A 16,333-nucleotide genomic window follows, 5' to 3' on the forward strand; every position below is an offset into this window, starting at 1 on the left:
GCCGAGGGAGGGGTGGCGGCGGGTGGCGGCGCTGCTGGGCTGACCACTGCTGAACACCCTCCCCCCGTCCCCTGAACTCACAGGGCCCGGTCGTGTGTGCTGCCCAGGCGGTTTCCTCCGCACAGTCCTCGGTGGTACTCGACGTACCGCTCGTCGATGTGGTGTTCCGGGTGACGCCTCAGCACGCCAATACGCGACCCGTCCTGGCTCCGTCGTACGATCCAGTCCTCGTCGATGAAAAGGGCCAGTGTGTCGAACTGAACATGGTGATTGGGGCACAGGCACAAAAGGTTCGATGTCTTGTCCGGCCCGTTGTGCGGGTGGCCGAGCCCTTGGATGTGTGCTGCCTCGCTGTAGTGACTGAACCGTGTCTCCAGTCGGAGCCCGCACACCTGACACCGGTGCCCATGGAGCAGTTTGACCCGCTCGACAAGACGCTTGTCCCTGTCCGGGCGCGACACGGTGACCTGGCGGCGCTGACCGCGTCGGCCAGACCGGCCACCCCCGCCGCTGTCGTCCTGCCCGCCGTCCGATCCCCCGGCGTAGGCGTACCCGCCGAGGCCGACCCGCTCCAGGAGTTCTGGCTGATCGACATCATCGAGGTAGGAGGCGCAGAGCAGACCGATGGCCTCGGCGCGTGCGAGCGGCTGACGCAGGAGTCGCGCCGCCGCCCGCCGGAACCCGGCTCGGCCTCCCGACTCGATGGAAGCCGCCACCGACACCAAGTCAGGGTCGCGGTGCTCCGCGCTCTCAACCTCCCACAGCCCGCTGTCGCTCAGATGCCGGAACGGATACTCCGGCGACACCGCGACACCTGGAGGGCCGAACTCGCTCAGTATGGGCCCGAGCTGGCTCTGCCAAACGTCCAACGGCGCCATCCTGTCGTGGCCTGTCACGAGGCGACCGATCGCCCACAACAGCGTCAGGGACTCGGAGCGTGCACGCGGCCCCGCCGACGTGTCGGCGTCCAGTGTGCCCAGTGCGCGCTGGAGGTCGCCCCGGCCCAGACTCTCCACGGGGGCTGCGATGCCTTTCCCCAGGACAGGCCGCCTCACCGTGGACGCCTGCCCGCCCAGCAGTTCGTCCAGCAGGTGCAGATGGAGTTTCCGCTTCGCGGCGGGTACCAGGGTGAGACTCCAGAGTGGAGGCTTCATGTCCAGCGCGGTCAGAACAGGGGCCGCCGGTACTTCGAACTCGATCACATCGCCCAGAGCCATGATGTGTTCCCACGTCCTGTGGTTCTCGTCGAACCCCCAGACCTCCGCCGCCAACCCAGGATTGTGGAGCAGGCCCAGGATGCGCGCCCGAGCGATGAACTTCATCTCCCCGTAGAAGAGGACTTCGTCGCCGACCCTTCGCTCACGAATGGCCACCGCTTTGGCATTGCGTTCCTTCTGAGCAGGCGTCGCGCCCCAGAGCCGGGCCACACCGTCGGGAAAGAGGCGCTTGAGCTGATCCGCGTTCTCCCCGAGGACGTGCTCGTACTCCGAGAGCCGGATACCTGTTCGCACCGAGTGGTGGAAGTGTTTGGGGCCACGCACCTTCGTCCCGCCGCGAGGCTGCAGGACCCACTGAATCGAATCTGATTCTGTGGACCCGGCCGGTTCGTCCCCTCGTCGACTTCGACCTTCTCGACTGATGTCGAAGACTGCCTGCTCGACATGACCATTCCCCATAGCGAGCAGATTTTCATACTAACGAGAGGAACTTGTAATCGCTTTCGGTAACAGACGGCTCCTCCGACGCGATTCAGCCAGTGCGCTGAAAACGCACGGGCTCACAGAGCACCGCGCGAGCGCCGTCGAAGTCGGCCAAGCGGGCCGCGACCGTAGCGACGGCGAGACGCTCGGGGAGGGCGGCGGAGAACTTCAGACCTCGGACCGCCCTCTGATCCACGTCGGGAAGGACCAGGTTGTCACCGATGTTCTCGTGTGCCGCGCGCCAGCCGACGGGGGTGATGTCCTCGCGCAACCGCAGCCAGCTGTCCGTGGGCCGTTGCAGCGGATCGGTGACCGTCTGCAGAGTGGCCGCGAGGGTCGCGTTGGCGCGATAGCCGGCCCACGTCCACCAGCGCACGTCCTTGCCTACGCGGGTCACCAGCGTGCCACCAGGGTGCACGGTCTCGGGTGCGTCGAATTCACGCTGCTCGGCCAGGCACGTCTCCGCACGTCGAGTCACGGAGACGGGCAGATCCGCGCCCAGTAGCACCTCGCGCATGGCACGCGTCAGGGCGTAGGACAGTCCGGCCACGCCGCCACTCATCCACTTGGCGACGCCACCGCCGTCGGCAGGTTCGACGAAGACGCGTTTGCGCAGCCAGTCGATATACGTGACCTGCCAACTGCGACCCCCGAGCAACAGCCGCCGCGGGCCGGGGCGCTCCTCGGTGAGGACGCTCGGATCGGTACGGCCGATCTCCGTGCGTCCCGACAGGACGGTGAACTGCGGCGGCGCGGTGAAAGACGCGGTGAGTTCGATGAAGTGCCGCTTTCCAAAACGGCGTTCAGCCTCCGGTCCCACGAACAGCATGCCACCGTCGCTGTCGAGAAAGCCCTCCTCGGTGAGGAAGCGCAGGATCGGGGTGGCGGATCTGTCGAAGGGGGCCAGGCCGTTCCACTGGCGGTCCCACAACTGGTCGCCCAGCTTGTGCTGTTGCAGAGTGACTGCGAGGAGTTGCTGAGCCACCAGGTGGCGGGGCTCTGGCGGCGGGGTGACCGGTTCCACCCAGCCCCGCGACCACAGCAGCAGCAGGCCCGCCGCCTGCAGGAGCGTGTCCTTGCGGGTGGTGAGGAACAGGCAGTTGCGCACGGTGTCGGGGCGCCTGCCTGTGCGGCCGATGCGCTGCAGGAACGAAGCAACGGAGGCCGGCGAATCAATCTGGATGACGCGGTCCAGGTCTCCCACGTCGATGCCCAGTTCCAGGGTCGAGGTGGAGACGATGACACAGTCGCGTGCCTCAGCGAAGGCTTGCTCGGAGCGGGCGCGTTCGCCGACGGAGAGGGAGGCGTGCGACAGGAAAACGGTGACCTCGCGGGCCCGGAGGGCGGCGCCCAGCTCCTCGACCTGTCGGCGTGAGTCGCAGAACACGAGCCGCTTCTCTCCCCGGTGCAGGGCCGCGATGAGTTTGGCGGCATTCTCCAAGGAGCCCACATAGTCGAGTTCCACCTCGCCCGCAGGTTTGGGGAGTCGGTCGGCGGCAGCCTTGTCGGGCATCGCGGCTCCGCCTGTGCCAGCAGGCAGCCGCAGTCCTGGGGCGACGACCTGCCCCGTACGGCTTCCGGCGCCAGCGCCCTGCAACCAGCGCAGCAGTTGGTCCGGGTTCCCGACCGTCGCGGAGAGCCCGACGCGCTGGACAGGTCGTTCGGTGATCCTCTCCAGCCGTTCGAGCACGGCGAGCAGGTGCCACCCCCGGTCGTCGCCGGCGAAGGCGTGCACTTCGTCGACGACCACGGCCCGCACACCCCCCAGAAGGCGCGCATGGTCGGTCTTGACGCCGATCAGCATCGCTTCGAGCGACTCGGGGGTGGTGAGCAGGATGTCCGGTGCCTCGGTTCGGATGCGCCGCCGCTGCGACTCTTTGGTGTCGCCGTGCCAGAGCGCCGCGCGCCTGCCGAGCCACTGGGCGTAGGAGTCGACCCGGGCAACCAGGTTGTTGAGGAGCGCTTTGAGCGGGCACAGGTACAGGACAGAGGTGCCCGTCCACTTCTGTTCGGTCATCGCCGACAGGAGCGGAAAGCAGGCTGCCTCGGTCTTGCCCCCCGCCGTCGGCGCCAGCAGCACGGCGTCCTGCCCGTCGATGAGTGGTGTGATCGCCGCCCGCTGGAGGGGGCGCAGATCGGGCCAGCCGAGGGTGTTGACGATGTGATGCAGGACGACGGGATCAAGCCGGTCGAGCACGTCGGCCCCATCCCCGCACGGGCCCGTACCGGCCGGGCTCCCCTCATCCACCGCCATCACAGCTCCAGGTCGATGTCGTCGGCCGAAGCGGGTCCGCCGGTGACCGTGGCGGCCAGGTTTCGCTCCACGTCGGTGAGTTCGCTGCTCGTGACCGTCAGCCGGTAGTGCTGCCGGGGGTCGAAGGCGTCGAACTGGTCCACACGGTCGAGCACGTCACCGACCAGCTTCTTCAGAAACAGGCGGGGAGCCACCCCGGCCTTCCCGCCCAGCGCCCCGCCGACGGCCTGCGCGAGGTCCGCGACGTAGGAGTCGTCGACGACCGTATGCACGCGCTCGGGCGACGCGGCGGCCTCGGCGTACAGATCCCGGATGGTGGTGCCGAGGCCGATCAGAGACTCCTGGTTGAAACCGGGGAGCCTGATCTGTACGGCCCGGGGGTTGTCGAAGCGCGGGTCGGTGGTGAAGTCGGTGGCGAGCCTCTGGGCGAGCGGCGCCAGGCGCTGCACTCCTTGCTGCCCGTCGTAGAAGGCGGGTGTGCCGGTGATGACGAGGTACAGGCCGGGGAAGCGGCCGGAGTGCACCTCGTCGATGAGTTGCCGCAGCGAGTTGAGCGCCTTGTCCCGGGCGTCCGACCGGACCCGCTGGAGCGTCTCCACCTCGTCGAGTACGACGAAGAGCCCGGTGTGCCCGGAGTCGCGCAGCACGGTGAGGAGTCCTTGCAGGAAACCGAGGGCACCGAAATGGTCGAGGTCGCCGCGCACACCTGCGGACCTGCGGGCGGAGGCCGCCACATGCGGCTGGCCGCCGAGCCACGCAAGGACGGCCGAGGCGGTCGCCTCGTCCCCGTCCGCGAGGGCGGCCCGGTAGCCGCGCAGCGCGGTGGCGAAGGACGGGGCGTGCCGGGACACCTCGGCGAGCCGCGCCACGAGCAGCTTCTCGACCTCACCGGGCAGTTCCTCCTCGGTCGCGCCGGCCGCGAGGGCGTCCTCCTCCAGTGCGTAGAACCAGGCGTCGACAACGGGCCGCAGGGCGCTGGGCGGGAAGCTGGACGTGGCGAGCCTTTCGGTGAGCCGCCGGTAGACAGTCTCCAGCTTGTGCAGCGGCGTCTCGTTCTCCGAGATCTGGATCTCAGCCACGGCGAAGTTGCGGCGCTTGGCCCGCTCGCCCAGCCAGCGGGTGAAGAACGTCTTGCCGGACCCGTACTCACCCCGTACGGCCTTGAACACGGACCCCCCGGAGGCCACGGCGTCCAGCTCGGCGTCCAGGGCCGTCTCGAACCGGTCGAGGCCGGTTGCGAGCAGGTCGAGCCCGCTCTCCGGCACGGCTCCACGGCGCAGGGCGTCCAAGACGATACGGCGGCGGGCTGCGCTGACCTGGGCAGGGCGCTTGGAGGTGGTGCTCACGGGGACCAGTGTTCCATCTTCCCCGTGCAACGTGGCCTCGACGAAGTCCCCTGATACCCGGTTCATGACCCCGTCAGCTTGCTGTCTCCCTGCCCGTGGCCACGATCCTGAACCTGATCAGCGCGGTGTTCGCGGCCATCTCGTTGTTCGGTGAACCAGTTGACTGTCACCGGAAAGCGCTGATGGAATCACTCTCCGTACAGGTATCAGGGTGGGAAGTGGAGTCACATGGCGGCCCTCGACAACGTGAAACTGAAGGATGTTCTGGCGGATGTAGCCTCGGGATCCTTACAACTGCCCGACTTCCAGCGGAACTGGAAGTGGGACGACGACCGCATCCGGGCGATCATCGCGACGGTCACCCTTGACTATCCGCTGGGCGTCGTGATGACGCTTCAGACCGGGGGTGCGACCCGGTTCCGTTCCCGGACCCTCACCGGTGCACGGCCGGAAGGAGACCCTGCGGCCGACCTCCTGCTGCTGGACGGACAGCAGCGCCTCACCTCCCTCTTCCAGGCTCTGTGGCTCGACGCCCCGGTGGAGACAGCGGACTCCCGCAACAAGCCCATTCAGCGGTGGTACTACGTCGACATCGCGAAGGCCGTCGGACCATCCGCGGACCGCGACGAGGCCATCGTGTCCGTCCCGGCCGACAAGGTGCTCAGGACGGATTTCAACCGCACCGTGGTGCTGGATCTGAGCAGCACCGAGGCCGAGTGCGCAGCCGGCCTCTTCCCTCTCCACTTCGTCTTCGACGCCCAGCGCGTGAACGAGTGGAAGAAGGCGTACATCAAGGCGGACGAGGACCGGAACTGGGACCTGTGGGGCCAGTTCGACGAAGCGGTACTCCAGCAGGTCCGAGCCTTCCAGGTCCCGATGATCCGGCTGGGCGCCGCCACCTCCATGGACGCCGTCTGCGCAGTGTTCGAGCGGGTCAACACGGGCGGTGTGCCCCTGAACGTCTTCGAACTGCTCACCGCGACGTACGCCGGGGACCGCGACTACGTGGACCAGACCGGGGACTACTACCAGCTCCCCGAGGTGTGGCGGGAGATCAAGCAGGCACTGGCGCATAAGTACCCGGTCTTCGGCCGCATCGACAGCGGTCTTGAGAACGGGCTGAGCAGCATCGACTTCCTGCAGGCCATCGCACTGGTGCGCACCTGGGAGCGCAAGCAGGCGGGCCTCGGGGCCACGGTGTCCTGCAAGCGCCGCGACCTGCTGGACCTCCCCCTGGTCGACTTCGTCCGCCTGGCTCCCAAGCTCGCCGACGCCTTCGCGTGGGTGGGCGACTTCCTGGAACAGCAGTGCATCGTCCGCCCGGCCGACCTGCCGTACAAGACGCAGCTGGTCCCGCTCGCGGCCGTCCGCGCCATCCTCGACACGGCGATGGACGGTCTGGGGGCGGAGGAGAAGATCGAGCAGTGGTTCTGGTGCGGGGTGCTCGGCGAGATGTACGGCGGCTCCACGGAGACGCGCTTCACCAAGGACGTCGAGCAGCTCGTCCCCTGGATCGCGCAGGATGAGAGGGCACCCGAGACCGTCACGGAGGCCTTCTTCTTCGCCGACCGCCTCGACACCCTGACCACCCGCAACAGCGCCGCCTACAAGGGGATCTACGCCCTGCTGATCAAGCAGGGGGCGGTGGACTGGCACCACACGGATGCCCCGCTCAGCCCCGGCAGGCTGGACGAGTACGGCGTGGACATCCGGCAGGTCTTCCCGAAGACGTGGTTCCGGCGGGGCAACAGCGAGGGCCTGCCCACGAGTTCGATCGTGAACAAGACCCCCTTGTCGTACCGTGCGGCCATGGATATGACGGGGGCGCCGTCGTCGTATCTGTCCACGATGATCGCCGCGTCCGACATGCGTCCCGAGTGGTTCGACGACGTCCTGGCCACCCACCTGATCGATCCGGACGCCCTGCGCGAGAACGACTACGAGCGCTTCTACCGCGACCGCTCCAAGCAGTTGCAGGACCTGGTGCACTCCGCCATGGGCAAGAAGACGATGCTCCGCGACCTGCCGGAGGACGACGCCCGATGACGACCAGGCCTCAGGAGCGGGACATCACCTCGCTCAAGGGCAGGACCGTGTCCGTGCAGGAGATCCTCGACCTGTTCCAGGTCAGAGTCCGCGACCACCGGACGGTGCACCGGATCTCTCAGGCCCTGACGGACGCAGGGCTGACCACGCTGCCGGACTTCGCCGTGTGCGCCCTGCGCACCACTGTCGATGTCGTACCGCTGGCGGCTGTTCCCGCACAGCGCACGCCGGCCGATACGGAAGACGAGGCCGACGCGACGGACGAGGCCCTGCCCTCGCACGCTCTGCCCCAGCGGCTGCTGCTCGGCGACATCCCGTCCGCGCGGCGCGGCGTGGTGTCCGTGGGCCCCGGCACGCCCCTGTCCCAGACGACCTTTCTGATGCGTACGAAGGGCCTATCCCAAATTCCGGTGACCACCGGCATGGCGCAGGTCCACGGCGTCGTCACCTGGGGATCCGTGGCCAAGATGTACGAGGCGGGGAAGGAGGCCACCCTGGACAACGCGATGGAGAAGGACTCGCTGCCCGTCGCCGACGCCCGGCAGGAGTTCTTCGCCGCCCTCCCCGTCATCCGTGAGCACGGCTACCTGCTCGTCCGCGGCGACGACGGCTGCCTCTCGGGCGTCGTCACCGCCGCGGACGTCACGGAACGCTTCGAGGGGGCGGCCCGCCCCTTCTTCATCGTGGGCGAGATCGAGTCGCTGCTGCGCCGCTGCCTGGGCGCCGCACTGGACACGGAGACCATCAAGGCGGTCCAGACGAACAAGAAGCCGGAGCATCGCACCGGCCAGGTGTCGGACCTGATGTTCGGTGACTACCTGAGGCTCCTGGACGGCGACCAGACGAAGCAGTCCTTCGCCGAGCAGGCCGACCGCAACTGGGCGGCCCTGAAGTGGCCCAACATGCCCCGGGAGCAGTTCATCGGCCTGCTGAAGCGGGTGAAGGACATCCGCAACCGGATCGCCCACTTCGACGAGAAGCCCCTTCCGCCGGAGATGATCGACGAGCTGACGACCTTCGCGAAGGTGCTCCGGGCGTTCGCGTCGTGAGGTAGCGAGCAACGCGGGTGGACCGCTCAGGGTGCCTCAGGGCGAAGGTCACGAGGCACCCCGAGTCGTGGCCTCAGCCCGCTCCGAGGGCGAACTGCTCGCGCAGCAGTGCCTGGTGGAGCCGCAGGGTACGGCCGTCCGGCAGGGTTTCCAGAACCTGCACGCCGTCGTAGTTGAGGAGTTGCCGCAGGACGGCCGCGAAGCCGTCACCGCGGGTGACGGGCATGCCGGCGCGCTGGGCGAGCGCGGTCACGGGCAGGGTGCCGCCCGCGTCGAGCAGGGCGGCGAGCGCTTTGTGGACCTGCTCCTGGGGCGGCTTGCGGGCCAGGCCGCCCAGCTGGCCCTGATACGTCTCCGAGTCGAGCAGCGCCGTCACGAGCGCCTCCGTCCTGGAGACGGGGGTCGGGGTGAGGAGGGAGTCGTCTCCCCCGGTGGTCAGCTCCACGTCGAAGAGCGCCTCGTGTGTGCGCGCGAGTTCCGCCTGCTTCTTCTGGGACTTGCCCGTCGGCTTCTTCGGCGCGGACGGAGTCGCCCCGACGCGCAACTGAGTAGTGGCCTCACCCGGCAGCGGTGCCCTTCCCACCTCCTCCGGAGCCCACCAGAGGGGCCGCTGGTCGCCCAACTCCCGCCACCCTTGCGGCGGTTCCGCGCCGAAGGGCAGGAAGGCGAGCACGGGGATGGTGAACTCGGCGAGTGAGGCCCCACCGTGGTAGCCGGCCTTGAGTGCGGTGTAGCGGGAGTCGGCGTCCCACAGCGCCACGATGGACGCACCCGGCTCGGGCCACACCACTCGCGGGCCGGAGAGAGTGATCTCCCGGTCGGCGAGGGGACCGTCGGCGGGCAGGCGGTGTCGGGCGGACGCGGGCTCGACGGCGGCGTCGACCTTCCTGCCGTGCCGGTCGACGACGTGGCCGTGGTCGCTGGTGAGGATGGCGGCCATGCCCTGGGCCGCCGCCACCCGCAACAGGTCCCGCAGGCCGGGCACGTCATCGACCCGCCAAGCCCCGTCGCCGAGCTTCTGTTCCTTGGCGAGGCGGTCGTCGATGGCGTTGAGGACGACGGCGACATGTGTCCGGCCGTCGGCGAGCGCCTCCGTGAGCGCGAGGCCGAAGGTGTCGCCCGCGGTCTCGCTGCGCAGGTCGTCCTTGTGGAAGACGCCGGCCGGGGCTCCGCCCCACAGCTTCAGATTCGGGAAGATCCGCTTCTCGTCGGCCTGGGTGCCCTTCATCAGCGTGCCCGCGAACAGGGAGGTACGGGACACCGCCGTCAGGGTGGGCAGTGCGGCGGCCATCGCCCTGCGCTGCGGAGCGCCCTCGGGCAGCGGGTCGAACTCCGCCCAGGACGCGCGTAGTTCCTCGCCCAGTTCGTTCGCTATGGCCGCGCTCATGCCGTCGAGCACGAGCACCAGTACCCTCCGTTCCTCCCCGCGCCGGACGACCGGTCCGACCACGCGGTCGAGGAAGGTCTCGACGGTGAGCATGCCGCCGGGCTGGGTCCCGGCCTGCGTCCAGCCCGCCAGAGAGCGCGCGAAGAACGCGTCGATCTGCCGCCGCCGATCCCGGACGCGTGTGGCGAGGGTGTCGTAGGCGGCCTTGAGGACGGGGTCCGGGTCGCCGCCGGCCTCGATGTGCTCCAGGGCGAGGTCGACCCAGCCGGTCTCGGTGACGTGCCGCTGTATGGCGTCGGCGACCGTGGGGCTCTCGGGCGGCGTATCGGTCAGCAGCCAGCGGGCGAGGCGCTGTCCCATGCGGGCACGTTCGATGCGTGCGGACTCCTCCGGTTCGGCGGCGAGCCGGTGGTCCTCCAGACGCCGGACGGCGTCCGCCACCACGCCCCTGTCTCCCTCTGCGAGCGCCCGTCCGACGGCCGTGAACCGAGCATCGAGTCCGCCGCGCAGGACGGGGCTCACCGCGACGGCCTGCTCCGCGCCGAACTGGCGTGCGAGCGCGGCCGCCCGGTCGAGCACGGTGCCTGAGGTCCGGCGTGCCTCGCGGGCCTGGTCTCCGTCGTCGCCGGTGCGGTGTCCCGCTGTCAGCAGCGCGGTCACGTACTCCTCGGCAGCCCGGCCGAGAACGCTCACCAGGGTGTCGAGTTGTTCGCCGACCGCCGGGGGCTGATCACCGAAGAAGCGTTCGGCGCGGCCCCGTGCCTGGTACGTCTCGGGGGCGGGCTCGGCGTGTCGCCACAGTGCCGCGCAGACGAGTCCGAAGGCGGCGGCGTCCGCGCCCCGCTCGGCGTCGACGAGGGCGAGCAAGGCGCGCCCGGCGAGACCGGCCTGGTCCTCCTCTCCGAGGAAGGCGGTCAGCCCGGCGCGCTCCGGGCCGCGCAGCCCGAGGAGTCGCTCCGGAGCGCCGGGGCGTGTCGACCAGTGCAGCAGGGTCTGGGCGTCGAGCCGGTCGTCACCGGGACGTCGCGTGCCGCCCTCGATGTCGTAGCGGCCGAGGCGCAGGCGGCGCTGGGTGAGTGCGGTGAGTGCGTACTGGCGGGACAGCCAGCCGCCGGGCACGGGCTGCCAGCCGCCGGGCGGTGTGGCGTCGAGCAGGGCCTCGGCAGCCCAGTTGACATCCTTGAGACGCGGGTCGATCTGCCGGGCGCCGAACGCCTCGCGGACGACGTCCCAGCTGTCGACCGTGTCGATGCGCTGCTTGTGGACGCGGGCGGTGATAGCCGGGTCGAGTTCGTGCTGCTCGCGATCGGTGAGGATGACCAGGACGGCAGGGCCGGGCCGTCGGCCGGCCAAGTGGTCGAGGACGAGTTCGTGGACGGCGAGCGGTGAAGGCGCCACCGCGACACCGGCCGTCCGCCCGTCCGCCCAGGCGGGTTCCGCGGAACCGTCCCACTGGGGCGCGGACCGCAGCAGCACGACCCGGCGCCGGCCCCCGCCGTCTCGCGTCAGGGAGGCAGCGAGGGAGGACTGCGAGGACAGGTACTGGGTGACGGTCGCGGTGTTCAGCCGGACGGCGCCCGGGACCGCGGCGACAGTGTCCGTCATTCGACGACCTTCCAGGTGATCTCGATCGTCGCGTCGGGGTGGCGCGCGGCCAGTTCGGACAGTTCCGCCTGGAGGTCGGCGGCGGCCCGTGCGGCGGTCGTACGGCGGCCACCGGACCTGCGCGCGGTGCCGCTGCCGGAGGAGACCGGTGCGGGGTTCTCCTGCGGGGCGTAGGGGATGCGCGGGTCGCTGGTCGGCGTGTCCAGGGACAGGTCGCCCGCCGTGGGCTGGGGCTGTACGACCGGCGCGATGGGCTGGGCAGCGGCCTGGGTGCGCTTGACCAGGGCGACGACCTCGCGCTGTGTACGGGCCAGGGCGTCGCGCAGGTCGGCGGTGCGCTGGTCGTCGCGGGCCACGTTGCGCAGCGAGTCGAGCAGTGCCTCGCCCTCAGGGCCGAGCCCGGCGGCGAGTTCGAGGGTGCTCCATGGCGCGGAGGCGACGGCCTCGGCGACGCTGCGGGCCTGCTTGACGGAGGTGCCGTATCGGTCGGCGCTGGTCTCGCCCAGATCGAACGAGGCGAGGGCCTCCACGGTCTTCTTCGCCCCGGCCGCGCCCTTGCCAGCCTCGGCCGTGAGGGCGTCCAGCAGTTGCAGGGAGCGCCGGGCGAGCGGGAGGCGCCCGGTGTCGGCGGTCTGGTCGAGGCCGAGGAAGGTGGCGTGGGCCTCCAGCTGGTGCACCAGGTCGGCTGTGTGGTCCCGGTGGGCGCGGGCGGCCTCGATGATCTGGCGGGCGAACTGGTTGACCATCCGGCCGCGCCGCAGGGCGGGAGCCTTCTGCCCGAAGATCGTCTCGAAGCGCTGCCGTGCCGTGTCCCAGTCGGACTCGGCGGGCAGCGGCTGGCTGCGCAACGCGTCATGGTCCTTGATCGCGGACAGCTCGGGCGCGGGGTCGAGGACGGTGCCGACGCGCACCCACACCCGGTCGTCCATCTCGGCGAAGGCGGCGACAACGAGCCGGGCGAGGAAGTCGGGCAGCCCACGCGGGTCGGGCTTGTCGGTCCAGTCGGTGAGCGTGATCAGGGACAGGTCTCCGGTGACGCCCTGGGAGCTCGCGAGCTGGCGGAAGTGGTCGGCCCAGTAGCGGGACAGCTCAAAGTACGCCTCCTTCTGCTGCCCGAGCCGCAGGGGCCCGGCGATCCGCTGCATGAGCCTGCGGTCGGCGGCCGGGACCTCCACCCGCCCGTCCCGCGCTTCCGTGGCGGCCCTGATGTGGGTGAACACCTTCTTCGTGTCGGCGGGCTTCACGGCGGTACCGGTGCCGTCGGGGTCGAGGTCGGGGTGCGCCGGGTACTGATGGCCGAGCAGCTTGCCCGCGACATGCCGGATGCCGTCGTGCAGGCTCTGCCCGAAGGACAAGGTGAGGCCGTCCACGTCGGGCAGCGCCACAAGGTGGTCGTCGAAGTCGGGCACGACGTCGGCGGCCTGCTTCTGAGCGAGCCCGTACGCCTGCTTGAAAGCGCCCTTGACCTGCTTGAGCAGAGCCTCGCGCTGGGTCTCCAAGAGTCCCTTGGCGCGGCTGCGGTTGTCGGCGTTGAGGTGGCCGGCGTACTGGGTGTCGAAGCGGTGCTCGTCGGCGAGGGCCTTGTCGATGACGACGAGACGCCGGAAGTCGGCGAAGCGCTGCGCCGACAGATGGGCGGGCAGCCAGGCGACGATGCGGGACCGCTCGCCCTGCTGCCGCTCACGCAGCCGCCGGATGCGGTTGACGTCCTCGACCGGGCCCCACTCGCCCTCGTCGAAGGGGAGGTCTATGGCGATGCGCCAGCGGCCCTCCTCCTGCGGCATCAGGTCATGGTCGGGCAGTTCGTCCTCGTCGGCGACGTTCCCGAAGACGATCTCGGCCGTGCGGGCGGTGCCGCGCCAGGTGAAGCTGAGCTGGTCGCTCAACTGGCCGTGCTCGACGCCCAGTTCCTGGGACAGCAGACGGCGGGCGAGGGCGACGCGGTTGCCGGGGTTGTCGTTGACCTGGGCGTTGGCGATGACCGAGTCGACGTCGACGCCGGACAGTTCCAGCCGTACGCCGGGGTTGGCGTCGGTGCCGGTCTCCTTGATCTCGGGGAACCGGGCCGCCCACTCGGCGACCTTGTTCTTGATGATGCCGACCTCGGCGCCCGGGATGGGCGCGAGGACCGACCCGTAGTTGAGTGCGCCGAGCCGTCGGATGGTGAGCTCGGCCAGCGCGGGCACGCTGGGCGCGAGTGCGGACAGCAGGAGGGTGCACACGAGCCGGTTGTCGCCGGTGAACATCCGGCAGCGGTTGGCGCGCTGTGGGTCGGTGATGGCCTCGGGCCGGTTGCGGTACTGCTCGACGTCGTCCTCGGTGACGTCGTACGAGCTGAGGAGGTAGGGCCGCAGTTTGGTCTTGTAGAGCTTGTCTGCGGCTTCGAACACGACCTTCAGGCTGTCGGTGAACGGCTTGTCGCCGCCCTCCGCGATCACCGGGTAGAGGTCGCCGACGGGGACGAGCTGTCCGAGGCGGAGTTCGTCGCGGTGGTCGGCGAGCAGCTGCCCCATCAGCTTCAGACCGGTGCGGGAGCGCTGCAGCGCGGACGAGATGTGGACGAGGGTGTCCATGAACGCCGGCGAGAACGGGTACGTCAGCCGGAACGACTCCGCGTCCGCGCCGGTCATGCCCTTCTCCGAGCCGAGGAGGGTGTCCCAGACCTGCGGGCCGACCCGTTTGGTCTGCTCGAAGGCCGCGTCGACCAGCTGGACCGCCTCGTCGTTCTTGGGCTTGAGGAGGCGGGCGTGCGCGATCTGCGGGAGGTTGCGGTCCTCCAGGGTGATCTTGTCGAACCGGCCGGAGGCCAGGTTCAGGGTGTCCTGGATGGACGACTCGGCCGCACCCGACACCTCCTCGCCGACCAGCTCGCGCAGGTCGCGCTGGCGGGCGATGAACGACACGACGGGGATGGCGCGGCGGGCGTCGCCGCCTTCCACGAAATTGGTGATCTTGCTGGCCTCGCGGGCGACGAACCTCTGGTCGTGGATGAGGGTGGCGAGCCAGAGGATCAGTTCGTCCATGAACAGGATGAGCCCGTCGTAGCCGAGTGACTTGGCGTGCTCGGCGATGACGGACAGGCCGGCGTCGAGGGAGATGAAGCCGTGCTCGTCCTCGGCGGCGTTCCTGGTGAAGCCGGGGAGGAGGGTGGTGCCGGCGTCGTTGACCAGTTTGGCCCGCAGCTCGGCCGGGGTGGAGGGGTTGGTGAGGTTGAGCGCGGTGCCCGCCTCGTGGTTCTCCTCGGCGGCGAGCGCGGTGTCGAGGAGCTGCGGCGTCCAGGCGAAGCCCTCGCCCCACTCGTCCTCGTCATCGTCGTCCACGCCGGTGCCGAGACCGCGGATGACCGCCTCGTCGCCCATGTTGGCGCGCATGGCGCGGATGTCGGCGAAGAGGGAGTCGGTGCGGTACACCTGCGGGGTCGGGGCGTCCGGGTGCAGTTTCTTGACGTGGGTGACGTACCCGCCGAGCACCCGCTGTTCGAGGGCCTTCGCGCCGAGCATGTGGTACGGCACGAGCAGGAACCTCTTGCCGTCCGTGGTCAGCCACTCGTGCTTGGTCAGCACCGGGTCGAACTCGGTACGGGCACGGGCGGCCGGGTCGCCGCTGAGCAGCGCGTACAGCACGGCCATGAAGTGCGACTTACCGGAACCGAACGAGCCGTGCAGGTAGGCCGCCTTCGAGCGGTGCCCGTCGAGCGAGGACTTGATGAGCGCCAGCGCCTCGTCGAAGTTCTCCAGCAGCCGCTCCGTGACGACGTAGTCCTTGAGCGCGTTCCGGGCGCCCTCCGGCGTCGTCGCCTCGGCGAGCGACAGCACGAAGTCGGAGGTGGAGATGTTCTCCTTGATGTCGATGACATCGCGGAGGAGGGGCGGCTGCTGGGCCATTACCGGTCACGCTCTCCATCTGGTGGCCTCGGCCACCGCTTGTCCTCGATCATGCGGATGTCCGCTGTGGGTCCGGCAGACCGACGACGGCGAAGCCGACCGACCGCAGCGAAGGCGGGCCGCTGCCCCGCCCGCGCCGGAAGCCTCCGGCCGCCGGGAAGGCGCTTGCTCCCCCTTGCGCTGTATACCCGCCTTCATGCCGATCGATCAACCGGTGACCTGCAGGCCCCCGCCCACCGGAAACCGATCAGGACCGTCGAAGACATCCCGCGGGCCACTCGTACGAGAAAGTCGTACCATTGCGGTACGGTTTTCCCGTACCACCAGGAGAGGGGTGCCGCAGATGACCATAAGCGCCAGCGAGGCCCGCAAGGATCTCTTCCCACTCATCAAGCGCGTCAACGACGACCACACCCCCGTGCGCATCAGCTCCAAGGGCGGTGACGCGGTGCTGATGTCCGCCGAGGACTACGACTCCTGGCAGGAGACCGTCTACCTGCTGCGCTCCCCCGCCAATGCGCGCAGCCTCATGGAAGCCGTCGCACGGGACAGGGCCGGCGAGGCCGTGGTCACCAAGACCATGGCGGAGCTGGAGGAACTGGCGGGTGACGGGTGAGGAGCGTCCACTTCGACCCGGCCGGATGGGAGGACTTCCTGTTCTGGCTGGGCTCGGACCGCGCCATGGCCCGCCGGATCACCCGGCTGATCGCCGAGATCCAGCGCACGCCCTTCACGGGCATCGGCAAGCCGGAGCCGCTGAAGGGCGACCTGTCCGGCTACTGGTCCCGGCGGATCGACGACGAGCACCGGCTCGTCTACCGGGTGGACGAGAAGGAAGTCAAGATCCTCAAGGCCCGCTACCACTACTGAGGCCACCGCTCCCCGTCGCGGCCGTGCCGATCGCGTCTTCGACCCGACCGTTACGCGTGCAGGGGTTGTCGGCGCGCCGACCGCGCCGGGTGCCAGTGAGGCATCCCTGCGGCAAAGCCTTTGGCGTTGCAGCTCACCGTGCGTCGATGCGATGATCGCGCGCATGTCTGATCACGGGGGAGGCGGTGGAAC

At 69.6% G+C, this 16,333-nt stretch carries 9 protein-coding genes; 4 read left to right on the top strand and 5 right to left on the bottom strand.

Annotated features, from left to right (window positions below; all coding sequences use genetic code 11):
* Window positions 1-77: 77 nt before the first annotated feature.
* From AOK15_RS46410 to brxD, 3 genes are all read right to left on the bottom strand, one after another.
* Window positions 78-1,511 carry an HNH endonuclease gene (locus AOK15_RS46410; protein ID WP_240508263.1) on the bottom strand — a complete coding sequence of 478 codons (1,434 nt, stop codon included), beginning with the start codon at window positions 1,509-1,511 and terminating at the stop codon, window positions 78-80.
* Between the two features lie 238 nt (window positions 1,512-1,749).
* Complete coding sequence (locus AOK15_RS01680) at window positions 1,750-3,954, bottom strand: DEAD/DEAH box helicase (protein WP_055511920.1); 2,205 nt, start codon at window positions 3,952-3,954, stop codon at window positions 1,750-1,752.
* Complete coding sequence (gene brxD, locus AOK15_RS01685) at window positions 3,954-5,300, bottom strand: BREX system ATP-binding protein BrxD (protein WP_055511922.1); 1,347 nt, start codon at window positions 5,298-5,300, stop codon at window positions 3,954-3,956. Before brxD ends, AOK15_RS01680 begins: the two co-directional genes overlap by 1 nt.
* Window positions 5,301-5,528: 228 nt before the next feature.
* Here brxD and AOK15_RS01690 point away from each other — a divergent pair, with 228 nt between their 5' ends.
* Together AOK15_RS01690 and AOK15_RS01695 are read left to right on the top strand one after the other, a co-directional pair.
* Window positions 5,529-7,346 (top strand): DUF262 domain-containing protein, encoded by a 1,818-nt coding sequence (locus AOK15_RS01690; RefSeq protein ID WP_055511925.1) that lies wholly within the window; start codon window positions 5,529-5,531, stop codon window positions 7,344-7,346.
* The gene (locus tag AOK15_RS01695) at window positions 7,343-8,395 is read left to right on the top strand and encodes a CBS domain-containing protein (RefSeq protein ID WP_055511931.1); all 1,053 of its coding nucleotides are present in this window, start codon (window positions 7,343-7,345) and stop codon (window positions 8,393-8,395) included. Before AOK15_RS01690 ends, AOK15_RS01695 begins: the two co-directional genes overlap by 4 nt.
* Before the next feature lie 73 nt (window positions 8,396-8,468).
* Here AOK15_RS01695 and pglZ read toward each other — a convergent pair whose 3' ends face one another.
* Both pglZ and pglY read right to left on the bottom strand, forming a co-directional pair.
* Entirely contained in the window at window positions 8,469-11,387 is a 2,919-nt protein-coding gene (gene pglZ, locus AOK15_RS01700; protein WP_055511934.1) for a BREX-2 system phosphatase PglZ, read from the bottom strand.
* A complete protein-coding gene (gene pglY, locus AOK15_RS01705; RefSeq protein WP_055511936.1) occupies window positions 11,384-15,271 on the bottom strand; it encodes a BREX-2 system ATPase PglY in 3,888 nt (1,295 codons plus the stop codon). The genes pglZ and pglY overlap by 4 nt, the downstream gene beginning before the upstream one ends.
* Window positions 15,272-15,614: 343 nt before the next feature.
* On the opposite strand from pglY, the gene AOK15_RS01710 reads away from it, so the two are divergent.
* On the top strand, window positions 15,615-15,887 hold the full coding sequence (locus tag AOK15_RS01710; RefSeq protein WP_055511938.1) for a type II toxin-antitoxin system Phd/YefM family antitoxin: 273 nt from the start codon (window positions 15,615-15,617) through the stop codon (window positions 15,885-15,887).
* A complete protein-coding gene (locus tag AOK15_RS01715; protein ID WP_055511941.1) occupies window positions 15,884-16,141 on the top strand; it encodes a Txe/YoeB family addiction module toxin in 258 nt (85 codons plus the stop codon). Before AOK15_RS01710 ends, AOK15_RS01715 begins: the two co-directional genes overlap by 4 nt.
* Window positions 16,142-16,333 lie beyond the last annotated feature (192 nt).

Source organism: Streptomyces ossamyceticus (assembly GCF_001418475.1).
Classification (GTDB): Bacteria; Actinomycetota; Actinomycetes; order Streptomycetales; family Streptomycetaceae; genus Streptomyces; species Streptomyces ossamyceticus.

What these genes read in the sequence shown, in the direction of transcription:
- AOK15_RS01680 (WP_055511920.1), bottom strand. Translation starts at nt 3,954, where the DNA reads ATGGCGGTGGATGAGGGGAGCCCGGCCGGTACGGGCCCGTGCGGGGAT.
- AOK15_RS01690 (WP_055511925.1), top strand. Translation starts at nt 5,529, where the DNA reads ATGGCGGCCCTCGACAACGTGAAACTGAAGGATGTTCTGGCGGATGTA.
- AOK15_RS01695 (WP_055511931.1), top strand. Translation starts at nt 7,343, where the DNA reads ATGACGACCAGGCCTCAGGAGCGGGACATCACCTCGCTCAAGGGCAGG.
- pglZ (WP_055511934.1), bottom strand. Translation starts at nt 11,387, where the DNA reads ATGACGGACACTGTCGCCGCGGTCCCGGGCGCCGTCCGGCTGAACACC.
- pglY (WP_055511936.1), bottom strand. Translation starts at nt 15,271, where the DNA reads ATGGCCCAGCAGCCGCCCCTCCTCCGCGATGTCATCGACATCAAGGAG.
- AOK15_RS01710 (WP_055511938.1), top strand. Translation starts at nt 15,615, where the DNA reads ATGACCATAAGCGCCAGCGAGGCCCGCAAGGATCTCTTCCCACTCATC.